General features: G+C 61.9%; 21 protein-coding genes and 1 pseudogene. 12 read left to right on the forward strand and 10 right to left on the reverse strand.

What is annotated here, in order from left to right:
- Positions 1–27 precede the first annotated feature (27 nt).
- Together GGD53_RS23510 and fhuB are read left to right on the forward strand one after the other, a co-directional pair.
- Entirely contained in the window at positions 28–858 is an 831-nt protein-coding gene (locus GGD53_RS23510) for an iron-siderophore ABC transporter substrate-binding protein (RefSeq protein ID WP_184459220.1), read from the forward strand.
- The gene (gene fhuB, locus GGD53_RS23515; RefSeq protein WP_184459181.1) at positions 858–2822 is read left to right on the forward strand and encodes a Fe(3+)-hydroxamate ABC transporter permease FhuB; all 1965 of its coding nucleotides are present in this window, start codon (positions 858–860) and stop codon (positions 2820–2822) included. Before GGD53_RS23510 ends, fhuB begins: the two co-directional genes overlap by 1 nt.
- A 14-nt stretch (positions 2823–2836) precedes the next feature.
- Here the strand turns inward: fhuB and GGD53_RS23520 are convergent, their stop codons facing one another.
- Entirely contained in the window at positions 2837–3586 is a 750-nt protein-coding gene (locus GGD53_RS23520) for an SDR family oxidoreductase (protein WP_184459182.1), read from the reverse strand.
- 95 nt (positions 3587–3681) lie between these two features.
- On the opposite strand from GGD53_RS23520, the gene GGD53_RS23525 reads away from it, so the two are divergent.
- Positions 3682–4584: an AraC family transcriptional regulator gene (locus GGD53_RS23525; protein WP_184459183.1), complete on the forward strand. Its 903-nt coding sequence runs from the start codon at positions 3682–3684 to the stop codon at positions 4582–4584.
- A 1-nt stretch (position 4585) separates the two neighbouring features.
- Here GGD53_RS23525 and fhuF read toward each other — a convergent pair whose 3' ends face one another.
- Complete coding sequence (gene fhuF / locus GGD53_RS23530; RefSeq protein WP_184459184.1) at positions 4586–5371, reverse strand: siderophore-iron reductase FhuF; 786 nt, start codon at positions 5369–5371, stop codon at positions 4586–4588.
- A gap of 2 nt (positions 5372–5373) precedes the next feature.
- The gene (locus GGD53_RS23535; protein WP_184459185.1) at positions 5374–7545 is read right to left on the reverse strand and encodes a TonB-dependent siderophore receptor; all 2172 of its coding nucleotides are present in this window, start codon (positions 7543–7545) and stop codon (positions 5374–5376) included.
- 384 nt (positions 7546–7929) lie between these two features.
- Between GGD53_RS23535 and GGD53_RS23540 the strand changes: the two genes are divergently transcribed.
- Positions 7930–8604, forward strand: coding sequence for a L,D-transpeptidase (locus GGD53_RS23540; RefSeq protein WP_184459186.1), 675 nt, complete (start codon positions 7930–7932; stop codon positions 8602–8604).
- Positions 8605–8618: 14 nt separating this feature from the next.
- Positions 8619–9155 carry an OmpA family protein gene (locus GGD53_RS23545; protein ID WP_184459187.1) on the forward strand — a complete coding sequence of 179 codons (537 nt, stop codon included), beginning with the start codon at positions 8619–8621 and terminating at the stop codon, positions 9153–9155.
- 46 nt (positions 9156–9201) lie between these two features.
- Here GGD53_RS23545 and GGD53_RS32425 read toward each other — a convergent pair.
- A pseudogene (locus GGD53_RS32425) lies at positions 9202–9322 on the reverse strand (IS3 family transposase); the annotation flags it as partial.
- Between the two features lie 204 nt (positions 9323–9526).
- On the opposite strand from GGD53_RS32425, the gene GGD53_RS23555 reads away from it, so the two are divergent.
- A complete protein-coding gene (locus tag GGD53_RS23555; protein ID WP_184459188.1) occupies positions 9527–10777 on the forward strand; it encodes an ATP-binding protein in 1251 nt (416 codons plus the stop codon).
- Between the two features lie 502 nt (positions 10778–11279).
- Here the strand turns inward: GGD53_RS23555 and GGD53_RS23560 are convergent.
- Complete coding sequence (locus GGD53_RS23560; protein WP_184459189.1) at positions 11280–11750, reverse strand: Hsp20 family protein; 471 nt, start codon at positions 11748–11750, stop codon at positions 11280–11282.
- 236 nt (positions 11751–11986) lie between these two features.
- Entirely contained in the window at positions 11987–14452 is a 2466-nt protein-coding gene (locus GGD53_RS23565; RefSeq protein ID WP_184459190.1) for a beta-glucosidase, read from the reverse strand.
- A gap of 170 nt (positions 14453–14622) precedes the next feature.
- Here GGD53_RS23565 and GGD53_RS23570 point away from each other — a divergent pair, with 170 nt between their 5' ends.
- The gene (locus tag GGD53_RS23570) at positions 14623–15252 is read left to right on the forward strand and encodes a TetR/AcrR family transcriptional regulator (protein ID WP_246717865.1); all 630 of its coding nucleotides are present in this window, start codon (positions 14623–14625) and stop codon (positions 15250–15252) included.
- A gap of 8 nt (positions 15253–15260) precedes the next feature.
- Here GGD53_RS23570 and GGD53_RS23575 read toward each other — a convergent pair whose 3' ends face one another.
- A complete protein-coding gene (locus GGD53_RS23575) occupies positions 15261–16094 on the reverse strand; it encodes an alpha/beta hydrolase (protein ID WP_184459192.1) in 834 nt (277 codons plus the stop codon).
- A gap of 129 nt (positions 16095–16223) precedes the next feature.
- Here GGD53_RS23575 and GGD53_RS23580 point away from each other — a divergent pair, with 129 nt between their 5' ends.
- Positions 16224–17147: a LysR family transcriptional regulator gene (locus tag GGD53_RS23580; protein ID WP_184459193.1), complete on the forward strand. Its 924-nt coding sequence runs from the start codon at positions 16224–16226 to the stop codon at positions 17145–17147.
- Between the two features lie 30 nt (positions 17148–17177).
- Here GGD53_RS23580 and GGD53_RS23585 read toward each other — a convergent pair whose 3' ends face one another.
- The 3 genes from GGD53_RS23585 to GGD53_RS23595 all read right to left on the reverse strand — a co-directional run bounded on the left by GGD53_RS23585 (position 17178) and on the right by GGD53_RS23595 (position 20273).
- A complete protein-coding gene (locus tag GGD53_RS23585) occupies positions 17178–18011 on the reverse strand; it encodes a DUF6030 family protein (protein WP_246717868.1) in 834 nt (277 codons plus the stop codon).
- 287 nt (positions 18012–18298) lie between these two features.
- Positions 18299–19021, reverse strand: coding sequence for a response regulator transcription factor (locus GGD53_RS23590; RefSeq protein ID WP_184459194.1), 723 nt, complete (start codon positions 19019–19021; stop codon positions 18299–18301).
- A 13-nt stretch (positions 19022–19034) separates the two neighbouring features.
- Positions 19035–20273 (reverse strand): GAF domain-containing sensor histidine kinase, encoded by a 1239-nt coding sequence (locus tag GGD53_RS23595; protein WP_184459195.1) that lies wholly within the window; start codon positions 20271–20273, stop codon positions 19035–19037.
- 279 nt (positions 20274–20552) lie between these two features.
- Between GGD53_RS23595 and GGD53_RS23600 the strand changes: the two genes are divergently transcribed.
- The 4 genes from GGD53_RS23600 (at position 20553) to GGD53_RS23615 (ending at position 24988) form a co-directional block, all read left to right on the forward strand.
- Positions 20553–21569: an ABC transporter substrate-binding protein gene (locus GGD53_RS23600; protein ID WP_184459196.1), complete on the forward strand. Its 1017-nt coding sequence runs from the start codon at positions 20553–20555 to the stop codon at positions 21567–21569.
- 73 nt (positions 21570–21642) lie between these two features.
- Complete coding sequence (locus GGD53_RS23605; RefSeq protein ID WP_184459197.1) at positions 21643–23094, forward strand: sugar ABC transporter ATP-binding protein; 1452 nt, start codon at positions 21643–21645, stop codon at positions 23092–23094.
- A complete protein-coding gene (locus tag GGD53_RS23610; protein ID WP_184459198.1) occupies positions 23091–24041 on the forward strand; it encodes an ABC transporter permease in 951 nt (316 codons plus the stop codon). The genes GGD53_RS23605 and GGD53_RS23610 overlap by 4 nt, the downstream gene beginning before the upstream one ends.
- The gene (locus tag GGD53_RS23615) at positions 24038–24988 is read left to right on the forward strand and encodes an ABC transporter permease (protein ID WP_184459199.1); all 951 of its coding nucleotides are present in this window, start codon (positions 24038–24040) and stop codon (positions 24986–24988) included. The genes GGD53_RS23610 and GGD53_RS23615 overlap by 4 nt, the downstream gene beginning before the upstream one ends.
- Positions 24989–24994 lie beyond the last annotated feature (6 nt).

A 24994-nucleotide genomic window follows, 5' to 3' on the forward strand; every position in this document is an offset into this window, starting at 1 on the left:
CGGGACTTTCTTCTGGGCGCGCTGGCGATGGCGGGCGCGCCCACAATTGCGCGCGCGGGCGACGGCGGCATCGTTTCGCTCGATTACGGATTGGCATCGACGATGCTGGCGCTCGGCAGCGTGCCGCGTGCGATCGCCTCGCTCAGGAACTGGCCGGAATGGGTTGTCGAACCGACCACGCCGCAAGGCGTCGTCGATGTCGGCACCACGTCGGAGATCAATCTCGAAGTCCTCACCAGCCTCCGGCCATCGCTCATCCTCAGCACACCCTTCCTGGCCGCGCTGGATGAAAAGCTGTCCCGCATCGCGCCCGTGGAGACTTTCACCGTCTATGCCGAGAACGGCGATGCGCTCGACCGCTCCTATGCCGAAACGCTGCGTCTCGGCGCCATGATCGGGCGACAACAGCAAGCGGAGGCATTTCTCGCCAGCGCCGATGCCACGTTCGAGCGGTTGCGCGAGCGGACAAAGAGCCTGTCCGCGCCTCCTGTCTCCGTCATCAACTTCATCGACCAGAGGCATGCGCGCATCTATGGCGGCCCCGGACTTTACGGCGGCGCGATGAGATGCATCGGCTTGGAGAATGCCTGGAACGGCGAGGCCAGCTACTGGGGATTTCAGACGATCGGCTTGGAACAGCTCGCCGAACTCGATGAAGAGGCGCACCTCGTCGTCGTGTCGCCGCTGCTTCCGCCCGATGTCCTGACCCGGCTTTCAGAAAGCCCGCTCTGGACCAGCCTTCCCTTCGTCCGGCGGCAGCGGATCTCGGTCGTTCCAGGCGTCCTGATGTTTGGAATGGTCCAGGAGGCGCTGCGCTTTTCGACCCTGATGGTCGATGTTCTGGAGACTGCCGCCTGATGAAGCCTCAATATTCCCGCTTCGGCGCGCCGGCACTTGCGGCGCTGCTGCTGTTTTCAGGCCTGAGCCTCGCCGTCCTCGATCTCCTGCCGGCGCTGCCGCATCTGGAGGCGACCGGCGGTTACGACGCTCAGCACCTTCTGCTTCTCTATTCCACGCTGCCGCGCATGGCGACGGCGCTGATCACGGGCGCCGCCCTCGCACTTTCGGGAACGATCCTGCAGCAGGTACTGCGCAATCCGCTGGCCTCGCCGACGACGCTCGGCGTCTCGGCCGGCGCCAATCTGGCGCTGGTTTCCGTCATGCTCGCCTTTCCCTCACTGGCGGGATGGGGCCGCGACGCGGTGGCACTCGCGGGAAGTGCTGCTGCCGCCTTCGCCATCTTCTCGATCAGCGCCCGGCACGGCTTCTCGCCCTTCTCCCTCATCCTGTCCGGCATGATCATCGGCCTCTGGTGCGGAGCGGCGGCGGCTATCCTCATTCTGATGAACGATCAATATCTCTCCGCGATCTTTATCTGGGGCGCCGGCTCGCTCTCGCAGCAAAGCTGGGCGATCCCGCTCTCGCTGCTGCCAAAGGTGGCGCTGCTCGCCGCCCTTGCCCTTCTCGCCACGCGGCCGTTGGCGCTGAGCCAGCTCGGCGATGCCGGCGCAACCAGCCTCGGCCTGCCGATCAAATGCGCGCGGGGCTTCATCCTAGCGATTGCGATTGCGCTGAGCGCCCTCGTCACCAGCGCCGTCGGCGTCATCGGCTTCATCGGGCTGGTCGCCCCGCAGATCGTCCGGCTGGCCGGCGCCAGGCGCATCCTCAGCCAATTGATCTGGTCGCCCATCGCCGGCGCCGGCCTTCTCCTCCTGACGGACGAGGCCATCAAGCTTCTTGCTCCCGGCGATTTCGTGCCGACGGGCGCGGTGACGGCACTGCTCGGCGGGCCGATTCTGATTGCGCTTCTGCCACGCCTTGCGACAGCCTCGCGCACGTTGCCCGCCATGGCCTCGCCAGGGCTCGCGGTCAGCAGCAAAACGGCATCGCTTGTCCTGCTGCTCGCCTCGGTCGTCGCATTGGCAATAACCGCGATCTTCTTCGGCCGCGCACCCGACGGCGCCTGGGCCTGGCTGCCGGCCGCCTCATGGGACGACATCCTCCCCCTTCGCCTGCCGCGGGTCGCCGCGGCGTTCGGCGCCGGAACCGTGCTTGGCGTGACAGGGCTGATCCTGCAGCGACTGACCGGAAACGAAATGGCAAGCCCCGAGGTGCTCGGCGTATCGGCCGGAGCAACGCTCGGTGTCGCGGCTGCCATGTTCGCCTTTGCGGCGCCGGGACTCACCGTCCAGCTTGCCTTTGCCGGCGGCGGAGCGCTTGCCGTGCTGCTGCTGATCTTCCTGTTGAGCGTCCGTTCCGGCTTCGGCCCGAACCGCGTGCTGCTCGCCGGCATCGCCTTCGGCGCGATGCTCGATGCCGGGATCGGCGTCCTTGCCGCAAGCGGCGATCCCCGTGGCCTCGCGCTCATCCGCTGGATGGCGGGCTCGACCTATCTCGTCGACAATGCCGTTGCCGCAAGCGCCCTCTCGATTGCGCTTGCGTGCCTCATCGCGGCCTTTCTCGCCAGCCGGTGGCTTGCGCTGCTGCAACTCGGGCCGGAGGCAGCGAGCGAACTCGGCCTCAGGATCGTCCCCACCCGCGCGGCGCTGTTCGGGCTCTCTGCGATCATGACGGCGGCCGCGACACTGGTCGTCGGCCCCTTGAGCTTCATCGGCCTGATGGCGCCGCACCTCGCCCAAGGCCTCGGCCTTCGCCGCCCCTCCACCCAGCTCCTCGCCGCCGCCCTCATCGGCGCGGCCCTGCTCGTCATCGCCGACTGGGCCGGCCGCATGGTCGCCTTCCCCTATCAGGTGCCAGCCGGCTTGATCTCGGCTCTGGTCGGAGCCCCGATGCTGCTGATCGTTCTGCGCCGGCGGCCTTAAGAAGCCGCCGCCTCCTATCCCGCCAATGCCACGGCATCTGCTCCTGCCGGGATGCGCAACGGAGAGGAAGGGTCGGTCGCCGCACGCCATACCGCCTCGGCCACGTCGACGACCTGTGTCAAGGCAGTTTCCGACTGCTGCTCCCAGGACGCGAACACGTCAGCGACGACCGACGAATAGGCTTCCGGGAAACCGCCCTGTTGTTGAATCCGTGAGCGCGCCGTATCGCCGAACCGCGTCTCCGGCGCCCGCCCCGGGAGAACGATTCTCACACGCACATTGAAGGGCTCGAGCTCGAGCGCGGCAGATTCGGTAAAAGCGTTCACCGCGGCTTTGCTGGCCGTATAGACCGAGAGGAGCGGAAGCGGCTTGAGCGTCACGGTTGACGTAACGTTGACGACGACCCCTTCCTGGCGCTCCCGCATCTGCGGCAGAACCGCCTGCGTCATCGCGATCGTTCCAAGCGTGTTCGTCTCAAAAATATCGCGAGCGATCTCCATCGGCGTTCCCTCAACCGCGTTGAGCCAGCCGATGCCGGCATTGTTTACCAGCACATCGACAGGACCTGCGGCGTCAACCGCAGCGCGGATGCTTCCAGGACTGGTGACATCCAAAGCAACGATCGCAAGATTGTCCGAAGGCGGCAGAAGGTCTTGGCGCGGCGTGCGCATGGTGGCGATCACCTTCCAGCCCTGCGCGAGAAAGAACCTGGCAATTTCCAATCCAAAGCCTGATGAGCATCCTGTAACGAGAACGGTCTTCATATCTGTCTCCTATCTATGCTGACGGCTATAGATGTAGACGGCGATACCGCTACTGAATATCATGCGTAGTCCTTGTTTCATTATCAGGAGTATCGATGAGCGACCCTTTGGCGGATATGGTCACGCTGCTTCAGCCAGTTGCGCGCCATTCAAAATTCGTCAGCGGAGCAGGGACGTGGCGCGTTAAGCGCCAGGAGACAGGCCAGCCTTTCTACTGCGTCGTCGTGGAGGGTTCTTCGCGGCTGAGCACCGAGGACGTTCAGATCATTCTGCGCGAAGGCGACTTCATCCTGATCCCGGCGGCCCATTCCTTCACGATGTCGAGCCTCGACGACGGATTATCGCCCGGCATCGATCCTCTCACCGTCACGATGCTCGCCGACGAAACCCGGCACGGCGACCCCGAAAGCGTCCCGAGTGCACGATTGCTTGTCGGCCATTTCGCCTTCGGCTCGCCCGATGCGGCCTTGCTGGTCTCTCTGCTGCCGCGGATCATCCATATCCGCGGCGACAGCAGACTTTCGGCGATCGTTCAGCTCGTCACGGACGAAGCCCGCGCCGAGCGGCCGGGAAAGAACATGATCCTGGCTCGATTGTTGGAAGTGCTGCTTGTCGAGGCGCTGCGCTCGAATGCGGGGGACAAAGCGCCGCTCGGAATCCTGCGGGGCTTGAGCGATGCACGCCTCTCGCTCGCCATTCGTCGGCTGCATGAAAACCCCGCCCGGGAATGGACGGTGGAGCAGCTTGCCGGCGAGGCGGCGCTATCGCGGTCTGCGTTTTTCAATCGCTTCCGCCGTGCTGTGGGCCTGGCGCCGATGGAATATCTGATATCGTGGCGCATGGCGCTGGCCAAAAATCTGCTGAGGCACGACGAGATCGGAATTCAGGAAATCGCCGAGCGCGTCGGCTATGGCTCCGCAAGTGCGTTTAGCACGGCATTTACCCGCTTTGTCGGATTGCCGCCGTCTCGATATGCCGAGCAGGCAAGAACCGTCTGATTCAATGCCGCCCGTCCGGCAACGGGCAGGCTTCGCCGCAACCGCCGACGCCGGGCAGATTGTAGCGCAGGCAGCAGACTTTGCGGCGGGCGAATTCGAGTCCGCATTGCTGACGCGCAATGCGGATCATGCCGAACATCGGATTGCGCGCGCCGCCCGGCCAGTTCGGCTCTTCGAGCAGCGCCATGCCGCCTTCGACGAGTGCGGGCCCCTGGCGATAAGCGATCTCTTTCAGAATCCAAGAGAGATAGGTCGCGACATTGTTCCAGAGAAGCTTCGGCGCGACACCGGCATTGGCGGCGATCGCGGCGATGACGGGCTCGGCGTGGCCGAGCATCAGCCGGTGAAGCTCACCGGCCGGATCGGTGGTCGGCTCGGGACTGCCCGACATTACGAATGCTTCCGGTTCGCCTGTCAGTTCGTTGCAGACGAGCGAAAGCCGGCCGATCTCCATCGGCAGCGCGATGCGGTTGACGAACATATGGACGCTCGGCGCGATCGTCAGCATGCTGAAATAATAGAGCGTCCACATGGACACGATCGCGCGGCGATCACTGCCGGGGAACTTCTGGCCATAGCGGGCGATGATCTCGTCAAAGACGTCGCGCTCACCGAGATCGCTGCAGGGAACGAACAGGCCCGGCTGTGAGTGAGCACTGAGCAGCTTGCCGCGGCAATAGGAGAACGGGCCATCGCCGACCAGGCCATCGAGGTCAATGGCCTGGCGGGCGATAGAATGATCGGCGATCGAAGGACGTTCTGACGCCCCGTTCATCTTCACCGCCATGCCTACCACCGATACTTCAGGGTGCCGGTCATGTTGCGGCCTTGGCCGAGATAGCAAAAACCCTCTTCGCAAACTGTCTCGCGCTCATCGGCGATGTTGCGGATGTTGAAGGCGGCTGTCAGGCCCTCATATTTCTTGTCGACCGCGCCAAAATCATAGGAGGCGGATGCATCGACATAGAAAGTCGCGGGATTCTTCGAGGTATTGGCGACATCCGTCCAGGTCTCGCTGATGTAGCGCACGCCGGCGCCAACCGACAGACCGTTGAAGGGATTGCTTTCCTGGAAAGTGTAGTTCGCCCACAGGCTCGCAACATGGGTCGGGGTGATGGCCGGAGTATTTCCGACGTTGTTGCCCCCGGTCACTTCGGAGTCGTTGTAGGTGTACGCCGCAATGATATCGAGACCGTCGGCGATTGCCGCGCGGGCTTCGAGCTCAATACCCTTTCCGGTCACCTCGCCCTGGGAGTCGTAGGCAAAGGTCAGCGGGTCGGCGAGCCTCGGCTTATTCTGCTCGACGATGTGATAGGCGACGGCGGAGAGCAGGATATCGGAGCCGGGAGGTTGGTACTTCACACCGACTTCGTATTGCTCGCCCTTCGTCGGCGGAAGAATTGTGTTGGTTGCCGATCGGTTGGTGACCGGATCGAAGGAGGTCGCGTAGGAAACGAACGGCGCGATGCCGTTGTCGAAAAGGTAAAGCGCGCCGGCCTGTACGGAGAAGGCGTTCTTGTCGACATCCTCCGAGGTGACCGTGGGCAAGGTCGAATCTCGCGTCTGGTTCACCCAGGTCTGCCGACCGCCGAGGTTGAAGCGCCAGTTTCCGACCTCGATCTGGTCCATGACGTAAATGCCGACCTGCCGCATATCCGCATCGGACGCCAATACATTATGGTCCGGCGTAGCGCCCGAAACGCCATAGGTCGGATTGGCGATATCGAAGTCGAATGCCGGATCTGCGGCTCCGGCGCCGTAGCCAAAGCTCGACTGGAGATTGGTGTAGTCGAGCCCGAACAGCATCGTATGCGCAAGCGGGCCCGTATCGAACTTCGCCTCAAGCTGGTTGTCGACCTGGAAAACGTTCATTTCGTCACGGATCGCGTTGGTCCCACGATGCGCGACGGTCCCGGTCCAGCTGGTAACGCCGAGGTAACGGGCCTCCAGATCAAGATGCGAATAACGCAGGTTCTGCCGGAAGGTCAGGCCATTATCGAATTCATGCTCGAATTGATAACCGACTTGCTGCTGCTTGACCTTTTGATAGTCATAGTCGGGATCGCTCGCCCTGAGATCGAGAATCCTGCCGTCCACCGTTGTGATCGCGCCGACGTTGGAGTCGGTCTCGTCCGACTGCGCCAGCCCGTAAACCGTGAAGGATGTGCCCTCGTCAGGTTTCCAGGTGAAGGACGGCGCGAACAAATAGCGGTCGTCGGCAATATCGAAATTGGTATCGCCGCGGCGGGCGACGCCGACGATGCGATAGAGAAAATCGTCATTGCCCTCGCTGATCGGCCCACCAAAATCGAACATCCCCTGCACCCGGTCCTTGGTGCCGTAGGTAATGCCGACTTCGCGGATCGGCTCATCGGTCGGAAGCTTCGATATCTTGTTGACGAGGCCGCCCGGCGAACCGGAACCGTAGAGAACGGAAACCGGTCCCTTGATCACCTCGACGCGCTGCAGCTGATAGGGATCGGTGCGGAACATCCCATAATTGATGTAGGGCTGGCGCAATCCGTCACGATAGTCGCCGACCGTCGTGGCGTTGTAGCCGCGAATGTAGATCTGGTCGAAACGCGGATCGAAGCCGTTCGGTCCGGTCGTCACGCCGGCCGTATAACGCACCGCCTCGATGACCGACTGCGCGCCGCGCTGCTCGATTTCCTTCTCGGTGGTGACGGAAATCGAACGCGGCGTCTCGACAAGCGGCGTGCTGATCTTGGTCGCGCCGGCGCTGTTCTTGGCGGTGACCGACGCCCGGTCGGTCTTGCTATCAGAGGCTGCACTTTGAATGACGATCGGCTCCAGTGTCGTCGCGGTGTCACCTGCGGAGGGGCTCTGGGCAGCAGCCGGCGATGCTGCAATGCCGATCAGGACGATCGCGGTCGTCGCAAAAAGGCTATCTCTATAAATTCGCGATACGTTATTAGAAACATTCAAAAAAACATGCGCCATTGCTTGGTCCCTACGTCACGGATGCGGGCGGAACCTATGGAGCGAAATAGAGCTTGTCAACATAAGGTGATTATTTTTGTCATCTTTTATTCGATGATCTGGCGGTGACGGCCATTCGCGAAGAGGTTGCACGCAGCATCGAGTTGGAAATGCTTACACGAAACATCTGCGATGCAGGCTCCGGCCGCGCCTCCTGTCCATTTCCGGATCCGTACTCAGTCGGCATAACATTCTCCCGCCCGGAGTAACGAGCGAAGCAATACAGCATCAGGCGACCCTAGATTCTCTAGCGATCCTGATAGAGAGAGGAGTTTCCTATTGAGACAAATAAAAAATCTGGTTTACTGCCACTTCGCTTGTTGGCTTTCAGGGGGGATTTAGCCGATGGTGTGGACCCGCAGGAGTATTATGATCGGTGGATTGGCGTTGTGGGGGACCGGCGCCGTCGGCAAACCGGCAGGCGCCGCGGCAGCTTCTTATTTCGACGGCACAGCCGTCGACAACGGCGTGACGTTTCGCAGCACCAATTTCGCCAAAATCGACAAGCGCTGGCATCGCCAGGTCGTTAAATATTTCAGCAGCGAGCCGATCGGCACCGTTGTCGTCGATACCAGGCACCATTTTCTTTACGTGATCATGGAGAACAAGACCGCCATCCGCTATGGCGTCGGGGTCGGCCGCGAGGGCTTCAAATGGTTCGGTCGCGCCACCATCGACGCTAAATCGCTCTGGCCGCGCTGGACGCCGCCGCCGGAGATGCGCAAGCGCCATCCCGAACTGCCGCAATTCGTCTCGGGTGGCTCACCGAAGAACCCGCTTGGCCCCCGCGCCATGTATCTGCATCGCGACGGCGTCGATACTGGCTATCGGTTCCACGGCACGCTGGAGCCATGGAGCATCGGCAAGGACGCCTCCAGCGGCTGTATCCGCATGTTCAATGAAGACGCCATCGATCTTTATCAGCGCTGCCCCATTGGCACTGCTGTACAGGTTCTGCCGCATATTGCCGACCAGGCTGAGGGCGCCACTCAGGTTAGCGAAACAACTCCGGTCGAATGAGGAATATCACCCCTATGTCTGCGATGATCGGATACATCAAGCGCCTCGCTGGCGCAGCCATGCTCTTGGCGCTCGCCGCCTGCTCCACCACCGAGGTCGCCTCCCTGGAAGAACCGACGGCGGCGCCAATGACCGGCCAGACCAACGACCCCGCCCCCGGTTTCGAGAACGTCGCGCTGGGCAGCGAAGAGGATTTCATTCTCAATGTCGGCCGACGCATCTATTTCAAGCAGGACTCCGCCGCGCTCGATTCCGTCGCCATGGCCACCTTGGACAACCAGGCCGCCTGGCTCAACAGGAATCCGACCTGGCTGCTCAAGCTGCAGGGATTTGCCGATGATTCCGGCTCCGCTTCCAAAATGCAGACGCTCTCGCAGAAACGCGCCGATGCGGCGATGGCCTATCTGACCTCGAAGGGCGTAGACCCCAAGCGCATGTGGGCAAAGGGCTACGGCAACGACCGCGAAGTCCGCGACTGCACAGAGCGCTCCTGCAAGGTGCAGAACCGGCGCGTCGTCACCAATCTGCGCACCCAGCCGGATGCCGTCTGATCGCAGATGAACTTTCCGGGAGGGGCCGAACAAAGGCTGATTAGTACATGTATTGCACGCGCCCGTCGGAATGGTGGATGAGGCCGCGAAGGACGGGCCGCATGAAGCGCGTAGTCCGAGGCATCGAGGACGAAACCCGCATGGGCGGTCCGGCTTGCCAAACTGCCGCCAGACCTTGCGCATGCCAGAGACCTGGAAGTTCTCATTGAACACCCGGCGTATCTCGATCTTCATCCGCGCCGGAAACACCTGTAATTTGACGGTCGTGCGATTGGAATGAGACCGGCTCCGCTTTAAAATAGCCGTGACAGCAATTAAAAGCCGCCGGGAATAGACTTTAACTTAGCCGAGAACTCGGTTAATGATAGCAGATGACAGATTCGCCGCCGAAAAAGCTGATTGAACGCAAAGCCCGACCGATCGTCGAAACCGCGCTGGCTGACACACGAGTCGTGCTCATTGCCGGTCCGCGACAAGCCGGAAAGACGACCCTTGCGCGACAGATCTCTGGCTCCGATCGCCCGTTTATCACCCTCGACGATGTCGGTACGCTGAATGCAGCAAGGACTGATCCGATCGGCTTTATCCGAGGCATCAAACGGGCCGTGATCGACGAGGTGCAACGGGCGCCCGAACTGATACTTGCGATCAAGGAAAGCGTCGATCGCGATGACGAGCCCGGGCGTTTCTTGCTCACGGGTTCAGCCAATCTGGCCACCGTTCCGGCGATTGCAGATTCGCTCGCCGGCCGAATGGCCGTCGTCCCATTATTGCCATTTGCCCAATCTGAAATCCGATCCACCCCGGGTCGTCTGCTGGATAGGCTGTTCGCCGGCGAGGAGCCTTCCGCCGGGGAGGACACCGTCATTGGTGACGATCTGTTGTTGACGGTGCTACGGGGCGGCTATCCCGAAGCCTTGCGTCGGCCGACGGCCGGCCGACGGACTGCTTGGCTGGAAGATTATGTGAAATTGATCCTCGATCGCGACGTGCGTGATATCGCCAACATCGATCAGTTGGACCGGCTTCCGCGGCTGCTCGAGGTCCTGGCGGAGCACGCCGGACAATTGGTCAATCACAGCAGTTTCGGTGCGGCGCTCGGATTGTCGAGCATCACCGCACAGAAATATGTTGCTATCCTTGAGCGCCTCTTTCTGATCAGGACACTTGTCCCGTGGTCCAACAACCGCTTGAGCCGGCTCATCAAGACACCAAAGCTTCACTTTCTGGACACGGGCCTGCTTGCCACTTTGCGAGAGGATGAAGCGGATACGTTACGCGACAACAAAGGTCGCTTTGGCGCTCTGCTTGAAAGCTTCGTGGTTTCAGAACTGCTGAAGCTGGCGTCATGGTCAGACCGGCGCGTGTCCTTCTCCCACTACCGAACGAGAGACCAAGATGAAATCGATGTCATCATAGAGGATCGGCGCGGCCGGGTTGTTGGGATAGAAGTAAAGGCCTCGGCAACGGTGAAGTCTGACGATTTTCGCGGGTTGCGCCAGTTACAAGAGGCGGTCGGCGATCGTTTCGTGCGAGGGCTCGTCTTACACGACCACGACCGAGTGACCCCATTCGGAGAAAAGCTACAAGCCGCCCCGCTATCACTTCTATGGACAATGTGAGCTGCGATCGAACAGCGCCGGGGGATCAGGGGCAGTTCATCAACTGTAGTATGTAACGGCACTTCGGAGCCATGATTCCTGGCCTTTGCGAGGAACACGAAATTGGTTAGTAGTCGCTGGGTGTCCGATGCATGTCGGGCAATTTCGTCGAAGCACGGGGCTTCCGAAGGTCTTCACAAGTCACTGCGGAGACGGACCGTGAGTGGCGAATGCTGGTGGATAGAGCGGGCGCGAAACGCAACGATCTCGTCGCGGGTGAGAGTTCGAGGAAGAGCAAACTCGGTCCGCATCATTCGTACACAAGGGCCGGCCACATGGCGCCGGCCCCGGTTGACATGGAAGCCCTGTTCAGGATCGCGCCTCAGAAACCGCGGCTTCGTCGCGGAGCTTGCCTGACGACTTTGAAAATAGAGGCTTCGCCGCGTATTTCGCGCTGCTTCTGCGACGTTTCCTGATCTGTACGATAAATGGTTTTATCTGGGACGTCATCGAGAAGCTCTCCTTAAGCCACCTGACGCTCGGATTCGATCTGAAGAGGCGCCTGCTGAAAGGAGCCGTCCCCGATGGCGATCTTGCGCGGTTTCATGGCTTCGGGCACTTCACGCTTCAGCGCAATCGAGAGAATACCATTCGTCAGCGAGGCATTCTCGACCCTGACGTGATCGGCGAGTTCGAAGCGGCGTTCAAATGCGCGCCCGGCGATGCCGCGATGCAGATATTCGCCGTCCTTCGCTTCGGTCTTTTGCCCCTTCACCAGAAGGACATTCCGCTCCTGCGTGATGTCAAGATCGCCTTCGGCGAAGCCTGCCACTGCCATCTCGATGCGATAATCGTCTTCGCCCGTCTTGACGATGTCATAGGGCGGCCAGGCATCAATCGCCTGCAGGCGCTGCGCATTGTTCAGGAGATTGAAGACACGGTCGAAGCCGATGCTGGACCGATAAAGGGGGGCGAAGTCAAGTTCGTTTCTCATAGCCATATCCTCCGTAAAGCAACATGGGATGGAGACGCGTCGGAAACCTGCGTCTCCGCTCTGATCATCGGCCCGCTTTTGCGCAGCCGACGAAAATGATCTGGTTTCGCACGATTTTCGATTCAAGAGGAGAATCTAAAAATTTTCAGCCTGCTTTATTCGGCAGGCCGGAAAGCCTCTTGAGCGCTGTTTTCATTCAACTAAATCGATAGGCGCCTGGCCGCTCGACATCGGAATCATGCGCTCGACGGCGGCAGCACATAGCCGGCTGGCGACGGCAGGTCGATCACGGATCTTGCGTCCGCGGCATTCGTCGCCAGGACCAGCTTATAACCACCCGGTTCGGCGCGGAAGGCGCCGGCCTCGATATCGAAATAGGCCAGATCGCGTGGCACGATTTTCATGACGGCCGTGCCTGTTTCGCCGGGTTGCAGCGAGAGCTTTGCGAAGGCGCGCAGTTCCTTGTCCGGCCGTTCCACTTTGGCTAACGGTGAGCGTATATAGAGTTGGACCAACTCCGAGCCTGGCCGGTCGCCTGTATTGGTGACGTCAATGCTGACGGTTATGCCTTCGGGATTCATTTCTCCTGCCGAGAGTCGCGGCTCGCCCCAACGGAAGCGGGTATAGCTAAGGCCGAAGCCGAAGGGGAAGAGCGGTTCGACGGCGCTGATATCGTGATGGCGGTAGCCGACGAAGACGCCTTCGGCATAGTGCACATGCCCGTCCTTGCCGGGATAAACGGCAGAATCGTCTGTGATGGCGGAATTGTCGGCAAGCGCCTTCGGGAAGGTCTGCGGCAGGCGGCCGCCCGGCTCGGCGTCGCCGAACAACACGTCGGCAATGGCATTGCCGAGTTCCTGTCCGGGATACCACATCTGCAGCACGGCGCGGACCTTGCCGAGCCAGGGCATCTCAACGGGACCGCCGGTCTGCAGCACGACGACGGTGTTGGCGTTGGCGGCAGCGACCTTCTCGATCAGTTCCTCCTGCCGGCCCGGCAGCCGCATGTCGGGCAGATCAAGTCCTTCCGTATCCCACTCGCCGTCGCGGCCGACGAAGAGCAGCGCCACATCGGCATTGCGGGCGGTTTCGACGGCGGCCTCGATATCGGCATCGCCGAGCGGCTTTTCGACGCCGAAACGGACGGCGATGAGGTTGATGCCCTCCTCGCTCGCAGTGGACGGCTCATATTCGACGGTGATTTCATAGGATCGGCCGGCTTCGAGCGTCACCCCGCCGCGCTGTTCGTCATTGGCGGTGCCGAAATAATTCTCGCCGCGCGTCCAGCCCTCATGGCCGTCGACGGTCAATCGGCCGTCGACGAAGAGTCGCGCCAGCCCTGCATTGGTCATGCCGAAGACATGTTCGCCACTCTCCTCCGGCGCATATTGCATCACCATGCGGGCCGAGAAATCGGCGGGGTCGAGTTCGTCCGACGGCAGCTCGAACCAGAAGAATTCGCCCTTGTCGACGGTCTCGACATGAAGCGGATCGCCCTTGCAGCCGCGTCCCTTGAAATATTCGACGGTGATCTTCCCCTTGAACACGTCGATCAACCGGTTGTGGCGGCAGCCGACGGCATGGCTGATGCTGTTGGCATTGGAAAGGGCGGCGCGAATGCCTTCGAGCGGGCTCACCGTGTAATGCGCGGCGATCTGCGCGCTGCCTCCGCCCATGACGCGGGCGCTCGCCGCATTTGGTCCGATGACGGCGATCCGGTCGAGCGAGGTCTTGGCGAGTGGCAGGATGCTGTCATTCTTGAGGAGGACCGCGCCTTCGGCGCCGAGACGGCGGATCAACGCCCGGTCTTCCGGCAAGTCAACCGCCCGCTCCGTAAGATCGGGTTTGCTCTCAAATGCCCCGACCCGCTCGAGCAGCAGCAACATGCGCCGTGCTGCCGCACGCACGGTCGCTGCTTCCACCTTGCCCTCGTGCACGGCCGCAACCAATTTCTCGCCGCGATCGCGCGCCGGGCCTGGCATTTCGAGATCGAGGCCGGCGTTGATCGTCTCGGCCGTCGAATGCGAACCGAACCAGTCAGACATGACGATGCCGTCGAAGCCCCATTCCTCGCGCAGCACCTTGTTCAGCAACCAGTGATGCTCGCTCGTGTAGGTGCCGTTGAGGCGGTTATAGGAGGACATGACCGCCATGACCCCGGCGCGACGCACCGCGTGCTCGAAGGGCGGGAGATAGATTTCGCGCAGTGTCCGCTCGTCGATATCGGACGACATGGTCTGCCGCTCGATCTCGGATTCATTGCCCACGAAGTGTTTTATGGTCGCCGCGATCCCCTCGCCCTGCACGCCCTCGATATAGGCGACGGCGAGTTCCGATGTCAGCATCGGATCTTCGGAATAACATTCGAAATTACGCCCGTTGAGGCCGGAGCGGTGGATATTCACTGTGGGTGCGAGCAACACAGCTGCTCCCTTGCTCTGGGCCTGGCGCGCAAGAGCAACCCCCATCTGCTTGACGAGATCGGGATTCCAGCTGGCGCCGAGCGCAATGGCGACAGGAAAGCAGGTCGCCTTGACGCCGGCGACCAGCGAGCCCGCGCCGCGAGCGCCGTTCGGTCCGTCCGTCACCTTGATCTTCGGCACGCCAAGCCGCTCGACGGGCACGGTCGTCCAGAAATCGGCGCCCGATAGCAAGGAGACCTGCTCTTCGAGCGTCATCCTGTCGAGAATGGAATCGATCATGCAAACCTCCCAAAAAGACCGCGAGCATCGCGCCTGTTAAACCTACCGATTACTCGGTATTTTTAAGATGTCAAGCTGACGGACCTGATATAAGAAGGAAGCAGAGGAGATATCGGCCGGAGCATTGCGGATCGGCGCATTGTATTTAAAAGAGGCCGATGGGAGAAACGATGGCAGAGCAGAAGGTGGAACAGGACGAGAAGCGACGGCGCCGTTCGCGCAAGGGAGAAGAGCGCCGCGCAGAGATCCTGGCGGCGGCGATGCGGCGCTTTGCCGAAGACGGCTATCAGAATGCCGCGATCGGCGATATCGCTCAGGATGTCGGCCTGTCGCTGCCCGGCCTGTTGCACCATTTTCCGACCAAGGTCGATTTGCTGCTCGCGATCCTCGCCAAGCGCGATCTCGATAGCGCCGATTTCGTCGGACACTATCGCTCCGATCTTAGCGGCCTGCTGAAAGGCATGGTCGAAATCTTCCGCCGCAACGCCGGAATGATCGAGGTTGTCAGGGCCTTCGCAATCTTAAATGCCGAAAGCCTGATGAAGGACCACCCCGCCAAGGCGTGGTTTCTGGATCGCGCCACGGAGATGCAGAAGGATATCGCTGCCACCTTCGAGCGGGCGATCGCCGATGGCGCGATCGACAAGAGGATAGACAGCAAGGCGACGGCCGCAGAACTGATCGCCGTGATGGACGGCCTGCAGATGCTCTGGCTGCGCGATCCCGATCGCTTCGATATGGTCGGCGGTCTGGAAGCCTATGTCGCCCGCCTGCTGGCGAGTCTCGGCCTGGAGGACTGAACTCGCTCCTAATCGAAGCGCGTCAGCCAGATCATGATGCGGCTGACAGCTTCGTGGTATCGTTGCCCGACCAGCAAGCCCGTATGCGTTGTGCCCCAGAGACCGAGATACTCGCCGCCGATATGCCGGGCCGTTGCTCGGCCTCGCCGGTCGCCGGTTTCATCACTGACGGCCGAGATGACAAGGCTGGGGCAGGCGATCTTGCCGCCGTCGATGGAAATCCCCTCTGCACCGAAATGAAAGGAAAAGGCGCCGAAGGCTCTGCCGGATTCCATGGAGAGGTACTTCCGCTGAAAGGCGATATCCTCGGGTGTTTCATCGGCGCTGGATTGCTCGTCGCGCACCGGCGCGGGAACGACGAGGCCGGGTATCTCGGGCGCAAGATCCTGATATGGCACCTCGTCATGCACCTGCCTGGAGATGCTGGAATCGATCAGCACCAGCCCGGCAATCCCGACGTTTTCGGCCAGCTTCTGGCTGAGGATTCCACCCATGCTGAATCCGATCACAATAGGAGCGGCGGCACATTCCCTGGCGATCGCGGAAATCGCCTCACGAATGTCTTCCAGATAGTGCTCGAATTCGACCGTCGTGAAATCCACCGACCGGCTTTTGTAGTGACCTCGCAGATTGATGCAGTAGGAGTCCCACCCCGCCGCCATGAAGTGCGGAATGTACTTGCTCCACATCCAACTGCCGGTGAAGGCGCCATGGACAAAAAGCAGAGGCGGTCGCCCGGCCTCATCCGGGCGACAGTTCCCAGGAAAGATTTTCAGAAACAGGTCGTTCTCTCCGACATATCTGCCCATGTGCTCCGGCAATTCTCTTGCATAGTCCCGCATACCATCCACTCCTTCATCCCGACCCATCCGATCCGGCTTCCGAGACAAAGGATATTTGTTGCGCAATGTTGATCAATCGCCGTACGTGGACTTACATAAAGGACAAAATGTCTCCAATCGGATCTTGCCATGGATAGTCTCACGAGCGTCTTCGCCTTCGTTCATGCGGCCGAACAGCAGAGTTATGTCGGAGCCGCGCGCGTTGCCGGCGTTTCGCCGTCCGCGATCGGAAAAGCGGTGGCGCGTCTGGAAAGCCGGCTCGGGGTGCGGCTCTTCAACCGCACGACCCGCAGCATCAGCCTGACCGAAGAAGGGGTGGTCCTTTACGAGCGCTACAAGCGCATCATCGACGATATGCAGGACGTGGAGGCAACCCTGTCGAAAAGCCGGGAAAGCCCGAGGGGGCGCCTGCGCGTCAGCGTCCCGCATATCGTCGGGCACCATCTGCTGATGCCAATGCTGCCGGCCTTTGCCGAGCGCTTCCCGGAAATCGAACTGGATGTGGATTTCGAAGACAGGGTCGTAGACCTGATTACGGAGGGTCTGGATGTCGTGGTGCGCAGCGGCGAGCTTGCCGATGCGCGGCTGATCGCCCGCCCTCTCGGCGATCAGCATTTCGTCGTGTGCGGCAGTCCCGATTATTTCGAGCGCCATGGACGGCCTGAGATGCCGGGCGATCTCTTCAGGCATGTCTGCATTCACTTCAAATATCCATCCAGCGGCCGCGTCGCGCCCTGGGCATTCAGCGCGCCGTACGAGCGGCTGCTTCTGCCGAAAAGCCTGACATTCAACAACACGGATGCAGGGCTGCGGGCAGCACAGGATGGTTTGGGCCTCGCCCACCTGCCCGTCTATGTCGCGGCATCGCACATGCGAGCGGGAAGCCTGATCCCCGTCCTCACCTCCTTCATGGTGCCCTTCGGCTCGCTCTCGCTCGTCTGGCCGTCGAACCGCCAGCTTTCGCGGAAGGTCCGCGCTTTCGTGGATTTCGTCTTCGAGAACTGCGCCGCCAGACCCGACGCTTTTCGGCCGGCGGCCAGCCTGTCGCGCTGATCTTGCTCATAAGGCTGGAGGCTTTGATGCTCAGCCACAGTTCCAGCTTGATCTTGGACCTGCCGGTGCGGTCGATGATGATAACGTTTGCGGGATGCGTGAATCTGCCGTCTCCAGCCAGCGGTCTGCCGAAAAATACGCCCTGGTTCTTGCCTGCGAACCTGGAGCCGCCTTGAGGCCAAGGGCAAAATTAAAGCTGTTTTCGCTGCCGGGTTCGCGCGTGAAGCTGAGATAAGAGCCGAACCGTTCGGTTTCGACATGGCGAAGGCTTCGGATCGACGCAAGCGTATCTTCAAAATCACGCCAGCACGCATGCTTCACAATGATCTCGAAAATGCGCAGGACATCAGGGGCGAGGTGCCCCTCGGGATCCATCTTCGGCCCGACGATCTTGGCGCGGATCTCAACGATATCGCCCATTTCATTTCCACGAACCCTGAGGAAGGTCGAACTGAGCGGCCGCACCTCGTCCCTTTCGTAGATGCGCTGGAAATAACATTCATAATCGCGATTGCGCGTCGATGCGGCTTTCCATTCGCTGACCTCGATGCCCGCCTCTCGAAGCGCGCCGCAAATATTGGCGCCTGAGACCAGCCACATCCGCAGAAACTGACTTGCCAATTCGAGCTTCGGCAGCTCGATCAGATACCGCGATATCGATATCGTCGGACGAGGAGACGACGCAGCCGGATCAGGGCGGACGATTAGGCGTGAGGAAGGGGCACCCTCGTTGAGCGCTCGCTTTTCAAAGTCCTCGGTCGGAGCTTTGGATTGACGGATGTCAAGGTAAGAAACTGCGATCGTTGCGGCAAGCAGGGCGAGTAGCAACAGCGCTGGCCGACGTAACGCGCGACGGTTGCTCAGGAACGGGAACTTCCAGCGCTGGGATGGGCTGTCGCTAGAAGAACCGGCTGCTGAGAACAATTTATTCACTGCGTTGCCTCGCAAGCTTGCGACCAGCGGTGTCGGTCGGCGCCCGGTCAATCCCCGTGGCCAATCCTTTGAGGCGAGCAACGATGTGAAAGCGCTACAGCCGGTTCACCTTCGAAACCGCGATTTTGATGTCGAGTGTATCCAGCGTCAAGCAGGAGCCCTGAAACGGCTCCGCCCCAAAAGAAAAGCTCGCCTATGTCGCCGATCTCTTCAGGAAATTATTTTTCGTCAAGCCATTCCTGCAACTCCGCCTCAGCGCGTTCCAGAGCGCTGTAATTCAGAAGTTTACGCAGGAAAGCAATCGTGACGGCGCGGGCGCGAAGGTTGAAGCGGCCGTCCTCGTGGTCGTCGCCTGCTGTCTGATAGACGTCGAGCTTGTCGTAGAGCTGCTGCAGGCGGTTCTGCACGCTGCGCAGCGACAGGCTCCGGCGTTTGGCGATGGCCCGGTCGGTTAGACCGAGGGCTATGTCGACGAGGATCTCGTATTCGGAATCGGTGAAGCCGTTGGTCTGGCCGAGGCTCTTCTGCTGCAGACCACGCACCTCGCGGTCGATGACACACTGGCTCTCGATGAAGATCGAGCGCAACGCGAGCTTCAACCGCTCGTCAGAGGCGGATTTCAGCACATAGCCATAGGCGGCGCCATCCGGCACGATGCGGGAGACGCCGCGCACGTAAGCCTCGTCCGAATAATTCGACCAGAACAGGATGCGGGTCTCCGGCCGCTCCTTCCAGATCGTCCGCGCCGCCTCGATGCCGTTGCGGTTCGCCATCTGCAGGTCCATGACGATATGCGCCGACTTGTGGTCGCGGGCGAGTTTCTCGCCGGCGGTTCCGTTCTCCGCCTCGATCACCGTGTCGCATTCCGGCAGGGCGGCGTTAACAGCCTCGTGCAGATAGGACCGGTGCAGCGGGTCGTCCTCGACGATCAGAACCTTCATCGTGTCTTTCTCCTCAGTCTGGCTCGCCCGCCGGGCCGTTCGGTGCCAGCGGCAGCACGACGCGCACCGCGGTCCCGCGGTTATTATGGCCGGGGCCGGTCGTGAAGCGCGCCGAGATCAGCCGCGCCCGGGTCTTCATATTGTCGATGCCGCCGCCGATCCGTCCCCGCGTTTTGGCAAGGCCGGTCCCGTCGTCGGAGATTTCGATCGAAAGCTGTTCGTCGTCGGCTTCGAGCCGCACCATGATCGCCAGCGGGGCGGCGTGGCGCACCGCATTGTTGATCGCCTCCTGCGCGATGCGGAACAAGGCGACGCTGACGGTCGGTTCCAGCCTTTCCAGCGCGCCGTTCGTCTCGTCGGCAAGGCCCCATTCGATGCCCGATCCGGTGTCGCGGGTCGATCGGTCGAGGTGATGCTCGATCGCCTGGGCGAGGCCGAAGAGCTGGAGCACGGAGGGTTTTGCCTGCTCGATGATCTGCCGCAGATCCTGCATGCAATGCTGCAGCGATCGCGAAACGGGTTCGAGCGCATCAGGCGTCACCTCGCCGTTGCGCGACAACCGGTCGATCCGCCGGGCGAGCCGCGTCAGGTCGGCAAGCGTCTGATCGTGAAGGTCCATGCCGATCCGCTGGCGCTCTTGCTCCAGGGCTTCGGTCAACTTCAAGGCGCCCTGACGCAACCCCTCCTCGCGGGCGCGGGCTTCGGCCTCGACGATCGCCGAGCGTTGCGCCTGCTCGGCCGCCTGCAGCGCAAAGAAATAGGGCGTCAGCAGATCGGCGATGATGCGGGCGCGCTCGACGTCTTCCATCGTATAGACGCCCGCCTTGTGCGACGAACAGGAAAGTGCTGCGATGATCGTGCCCTGCACCTTCATCGGCACATGCAGCCGGCTCCTCAGCGATTGTTCGACGATCGGCCGCTTGAACGCCCCCTCGAAGTGGAAGCGCGGATCTTTAATGGCGTCGTCCGAGAGCAGAAAATCGACCTCACCCCGCAGGAGCGACCGGATGGGGCTGTTGACGACGGGCGCGCCGGCAATTTCGCCCCAGGCGGTCTCGATGCCCGTCTCATAGGCCGTGTGATAGTTGCCGCCTTCGAGCAGCACGCAGACGTCGAGATGGTCGTGCGGGATGATGTGGGCGACCTCGGCAGCAACCGACCGGATGGCCGAGCGAAAGTCGAGCTGGCCCGCGAGCAGCCGCGAAATGCCGAGATAATGGTCGAACAGGGCTGCCGGTGCGAGATGCAGCATTGTCAGTTCCTCCCCGTCACGACAGGCTCCTCAACCCGGCGTGATCGCTTCCCAGTAAGCGCCCGCAAATAGGCCGCCGTCTTGCGTAAACCCGCAGCTTGTTGCGCAAAACCCGCAAACGAGTTGCCGCCTTGCCCCTGTACAGGCCGGCCGATCTCCCGCATCCTGCCCTTACTGAGAGGAGGAAGCTCAGTGCAAGAACAATTTTCACTCGAGGCCCGCTTGAGCCGGCAGGAGTGAAGCGATCCGCCGACCGGCGCGATCATGAGGGAGGAAGACATGACAATCCGTAAGATGCTTATGGCATCGGCCGCTATTGCTTGCGCCGCCATGCCCGTTACCGCCTTTGCCGACACGTCGGCGAAGAAGATCGCCCTGTCCAACAACTACGCCGGAAACTCCTGGCGCCAGGCCATGCTGACGAGCTGGGGCAAGGTGACGAGCGAGGCCGTGAAGGCTGGCGTCGTTGCCGCCGCCGATCCTTTCACCACCGCCGAGAACCAGGCGACGGAACAGGCGGCGCAGATCCAGAACATGATTCTGCAGGGCTATGACGCGATCGTGCTGAACGCCGCCTCGCCGACGGCGCTGAATGGCGCGGTCAAGGAAGCCTGTGATGCCGGTATTACCGTCGTCTCCTTCGACGGTATCGTGACCGAACCCTGCGCCTGGCGCATCGCTGTCAATTTCAAAGAAATGGGCCGCAGCGAGGTCGAGTATCTGTCGAAGAAGCTGCCGGCTGGCGGCAACCTGCTCGAGATCCGCGGCCTTGCCGGCGTCTTCGTCGACGACGAGATCTCGGCCGGCATCCATGACGGCGTCAAGCAGTTCCCGCAGTTCAAAATCGTCGGCTCCGTTCACGGAGACTGGGCGCAGGACGTGGCGCAGAAGGCCGTCGCCGGCATCCTGCCGAGCCTGCCCGACATCGTCGGCGTTGTGACGCAGGGCGGCGACGGTTATGGGGCCGCACAAGCGATCGCCGCGACCGACCGGAAGATGCCGATCATCATCATGGGCAACCGCGAAGACGAGCTGAAGTGGTGGAAGGAACAGAAAGACGCCAAGGGCTACGAGACGATGTCGGTGTCCATCGCGCCTGGCGTCTCCACCCTCGCCTTCTGGGTCGCCCAGCAGATCCTCGACGGCAAGCAGGTCAAGAAGGATCTCGTCGTGCCGTTCCTGCGCATCGACCAGGACAATCTCGAAACGAACCTCGCCAATACCCAGGCCGGCGGCGTCGCCAATGTGGAATACACGCAGGCAGACGCGATCAAGGTCATCGAGTCGGCAAAGTAACTCTCCCGGCGATTGCCGCGCGCGCCGAAAAATGGCCGCGCGGCAGTCCTTCCGAGCAGATGTGGCGGGCAGCATGGATGAGGTTTTGAAGGCGGTGATCGCCGTCGATGGCGCCAAGGTGAGTTTCGGCGCGGTCAGGGCGCTTGACGGCGTCACGCTCCGCGTCATGTCGGGCGAGTGCGTCGGGCTGGTCGGGCACAATGGAGCCGGCAAGTCCACCATCGTCAGCGTCATTAATGGCGGCCTCACCCCCCATGAAGGAAGTGTGTCCAGCAATGGCGAGCGGCTGGAGCGTTACGGCATCAACGCGGCACGAGCCCGCGGCGTGCGCTGCGTTTTCCAGGAGCTTTCGCTCTGCCCTAACCTCTCCATCGTCGAGAACACGCGCATCATGCACCGCGATCTCGGCGGCTTCGGCTGGCGCAGGCGCGCCGCAGAAATCATCGAAAAGAGCCTCGATGCGGTCTTCCCCTGCCACGGCATCGACAGCGGCCGGGCAGTGGGAGACCTTTCGATCGCCGAGCGACAGATGGTCGAGATCGCGATGGCCTTTTCCGACGCCGGCACCCCGCCGCGGCTGGTGATCCTCGATGAACCGACCTCCTCGCTCGATGCGAGCCTCGCCCGCCAGATGCTCGACCATGTCCGCCGCTTCGTCGCAACCGGCGGCTCCGTCATCTTCATCTCGCATATCCTGCACGAGATTCTCGAAACCTCCGACCGCATCGTCGTCATGAAGGACGGCCGCGTCGTTACCGAACGTCCGGCAAACGGCTTCGATCATCATGGCCTGGTCGAAGCCATGGGCACCGTTGCGAAGGAGGAGACGAACCAGCGTCCCGCGCACGAGCAATCCACCGCTCCGCTCATTCTGTCGCATCAGACGGCGGGCCGTCCCTTTTCGGCCCGTAAGGGCGAGATCATCGGATTGGCGGGGCTTGCCGGCCACGGGCAGACCGAGCTGCTGCTTGCCCTGCACGCCGCCAAGTCCGGCACCTGGCTGCCCGAGCGCGATCCGCTCGTCACCTTCGTCGCCGGCGACCGCCGCCTCAACGGCGTCTTCGAACTCTGGAGCATCCTGCGCAACTTTTCCGTCGCCTCGCTCGGTGACCTGTCGCGGCGCGGCTTCATTCTCACTGATAAGGAGGAAACGAAAGGCGCCGACTGGAAACGGCGGATCGAGATCCGCACGCCCGACATGGGCAACCGCATCCTGTCACTTTCCGGCGGCAACCAGCAGAAAGTGCTGTTCGCCCGCGCCCTCGCGACGCGCGCGCCTGTCGTCTTGATGGACGATCCGATGCGCGGCGTCGACGTCGGCACCAAGCAGGAGGTCTACGCGATTATTCGCGAGGAGGCGGCGCACGGCCGCACCTTCATCTGGTATTCGACCGAAATGGACGAGGTGCGCCTCTGCGACCGCGTCTACGTCTTCCGCGAAGGTCGCATCACCGCCGAACTCACCGGCGATGCCGTCAACGAGACGAACATCATCGCCGCCTCCTTCGAAGGGGTCGCCGCATGACGGCCCGGCTCTCGTCCGACGCCATGCGTCTTGCCATTCCCGCTTTGTCGCTGACCCTGCTGCTCGCTGCCGTCTTCTGGCTGCAGCCGCGCGCCATGAGCTACGTCGGCCTCAACCTGCTGTTCAACCTGGCTGTACCGATCGCGCTTGCGACGATCGCCCAGATGCTTGTCATGGCGGTGAACGATCTCGATCTGTCGATGGGCACTTTCGTCAGCTTCGTCGCCTGCGTGAGCGCGACCTTTCTGCGCGATGACCCGGCGACAGGCATGCTGATCCTTGCGGGAGCGATCGCGGCCTATGCGGGCCTCGGCGTCATCATCTACCTGCGCGACCTGCCGTCCATCGTCGTCACTCTCGGCATGAGCTTCGTCTGGGGTGGCCTTGCCGTGCTATTGCTGCCGGCGCCGGGCGGGCAGGCGCCGGATTGGGTGCGCTCGCTGATGACCGTCAAGCCGCCGCTGGCGCCGATGGCGATCGTCGCCAGCATCATCATCGCCGCTGGTGCCCATCTTCTCGTCATGCGCTCCTCGCTCGGCGTGCTGATCCGCGGCATCGGCGGCAACCAGCGTTCGGTCGAGCGGGCCGGCTGGTCGATCGTCGCCGCTCGCGCCACCGCCTACGGTCTGGCGGGCTTCTTCGCCGTGCTAGCCGGCATCGCTCTCGTCGGCCTAACGACGTCTGCCGATGCCAATATCGCGCTGCGTTATACGCTGCTGTCGATTGCCGGCGTGATCCTCGGCGGCGGTGAGTTCATCGGCGGCCGCGTCTCCCCTGTCGGCGCCGTCATCGGCGCGCTGACGCTGACGCTTGCCGGCTCGTTCCTGTCCTTCCTGCGCATCTCGCCGGACTGGCAGATCGGAGCCCAGGGCGCGATCCTGATCATCGTGCTCGCGCTTCGCCTGATGCTGAACCGCCTGGAGAAACGGGAGAAACGCCGCCGATGACCGCCCTCGTCAGCCTTTTCGGCAAACCCTGGATCTGGTCATGGCTTGCCGCCTTCGTCATCTGGTTCCTGACGATCATGGTGACGCTCGGCGCCAGTACGCTCGGCCTGTCGCAGGCGGCCCTCACCTTCGCCGCCTTCTCGGTCATCGTCGGCATCGGCCAGATGTTCGTCATCACGCTCGGTCCCGGCAATATCGATCTGTCGGTTCCCGCCACCATGACACTTGCCGGCACGGTGGCGCTGAAGCTGATGAATGTCGAAAACGGCTTGATCCTGCCCGGGCTTCTTGTCGCCATCCTCATCGGCCTCGTCGTCGGCCTCGGCAACTATGCCCTGATCAAGGCGCTGCGCATTCCGCCGATCATCGCGACGCTTTCCGTGAGCTTCATCGTGCAGTCCGCTGCGATTTGGACGAACCGCGGCTTGCGCATCAAGCCGCCGAGCATGCTTGCGGAATTCACTACCTCGAATACGCTCGGCGTGCCGAACGTGGCAATCGTCGCGCTCCTCATCTCGCTTCTCGCCTGGTTCATGCTCCATAAGACAGTCTACGGGCGCTGGATCTCGGCGATCGGCCAGAGCATGCCCGCCTCACGCATGGCCGGCATTCCCGTCGACGGCACGCGCTTCGTCACCTACCTTTTCTGCGCCGTGCTTGCATCCGTCGCGGGCTATCTGCTCGCCTGCTTCTCCGGCGGCGCAGCACTCAATATGGGCTCGGAATATCTGCTGACCTCGATCGCCGTCGTCGTGATCGGCGGCACAGCGGTTGCCGGCGGCGATTCCAACGTGCCAGGCATCTGGGGCGCGTCGCTCTTCATGTTCCTGGTCGTCTCCATGCTCAACACCTATGGGCTCGGCGCGGGCATCCGCCTCATCATGACCGGCCTCATCATCATCAGCGTGATCATGCTCGCCGGCGGTCGCCGGGCCGGCATGCGATAATCAGGA

This window comes from Rhizobium aethiopicum, assembly GCF_014197535.1.
Taxonomy (GTDB): domain Bacteria; phylum Pseudomonadota; class Alphaproteobacteria; order Rhizobiales; family Rhizobiaceae; genus Rhizobium; species Rhizobium aethiopicum_A.

Bases quoted from the DNA above. Each gene is read 5' to 3' on its own strand.
- GGD53_RS23510 (WP_184459220.1), top strand. From the start codon at position 28: ATGGCGGGCGCGCCCACAATTGCGCGCGCGGGCGACGGCGGCATCGTT.
- fhuB (WP_184459181.1), top strand. From the start codon at position 858: ATGAAGCCTCAATATTCCCGCTTCGGCGCGCCGGCACTTGCGGCGCTG.
- GGD53_RS23520 (WP_184459182.1), bottom strand. From the start codon at position 3,586: ATGAAGACCGTTCTCGTTACAGGATGCTCATCAGGCTTTGGATTGGAA.
- GGD53_RS23525 (WP_184459183.1), top strand. From the start codon at position 3,682: ATGAGCGACCCTTTGGCGGATATGGTCACGCTGCTTCAGCCAGTTGCG.
- fhuF (WP_184459184.1), bottom strand. From the start codon at position 5,371: ATGGCGGTGAAGATGAACGGGGCGTCAGAACGTCCTTCGATCGCCGAT.
- GGD53_RS23535 (WP_184459185.1), bottom strand. From the start codon at position 7,545: ATGGCGCATGTTTTTTTGAATGTTTCTAATAACGTATCGCGAATTTAT.
- GGD53_RS23540 (WP_184459186.1), top strand. From the start codon at position 7,930: ATGGTGTGGACCCGCAGGAGTATTATGATCGGTGGATTGGCGTTGTGG.
- GGD53_RS23545 (WP_184459187.1), top strand. From the start codon at position 8,619: ATGTCTGCGATGATCGGATACATCAAGCGCCTCGCTGGCGCAGCCATG.
- GGD53_RS23555 (WP_184459188.1), top strand. From the start codon at position 9,527: ATGACAGATTCGCCGCCGAAAAAGCTGATTGAACGCAAAGCCCGACCG.
- GGD53_RS23560 (WP_184459189.1), bottom strand. From the start codon at position 11,750: ATGAGAAACGAACTTGACTTCGCCCCCCTTTATCGGTCCAGCATCGGC.
- GGD53_RS23565 (WP_184459190.1), bottom strand. From the start codon at position 14,452: ATGATCGATTCCATTCTCGACAGGATGACGCTCGAAGAGCAGGTCTCC.
- GGD53_RS23570 (WP_246717865.1), top strand. From the start codon at position 14,623: ATGGCAGAGCAGAAGGTGGAACAGGACGAGAAGCGACGGCGCCGTTCG.
- GGD53_RS23575 (WP_184459192.1), bottom strand. From the start codon at position 16,094: ATGCGGGACTATGCAAGAGAATTGCCGGAGCACATGGGCAGATATGTC.
- GGD53_RS23580 (WP_184459193.1), top strand. From the start codon at position 16,224: ATGGATAGTCTCACGAGCGTCTTCGCCTTCGTTCATGCGGCCGAACAG.
- GGD53_RS23590 (WP_184459194.1), bottom strand. From the start codon at position 19,021: ATGAAGGTTCTGATCGTCGAGGACGACCCGCTGCACCGGTCCTATCTG.
- GGD53_RS23595 (WP_184459195.1), bottom strand. From the start codon at position 20,273: ATGCTGCATCTCGCACCGGCAGCCCTGTTCGACCATTATCTCGGCATT.
- GGD53_RS23600 (WP_184459196.1), top strand. From the start codon at position 20,553: ATGACAATCCGTAAGATGCTTATGGCATCGGCCGCTATTGCTTGCGCC.
- GGD53_RS23605 (WP_184459197.1), top strand. From the start codon at position 21,643: ATGGATGAGGTTTTGAAGGCGGTGATCGCCGTCGATGGCGCCAAGGTG.
- GGD53_RS23610 (WP_184459198.1), top strand. From the start codon at position 23,091: ATGACGGCCCGGCTCTCGTCCGACGCCATGCGTCTTGCCATTCCCGCT.
- GGD53_RS23615 (WP_184459199.1), top strand. From the start codon at position 24,038: ATGACCGCCCTCGTCAGCCTTTTCGGCAAACCCTGGATCTGGTCATGG.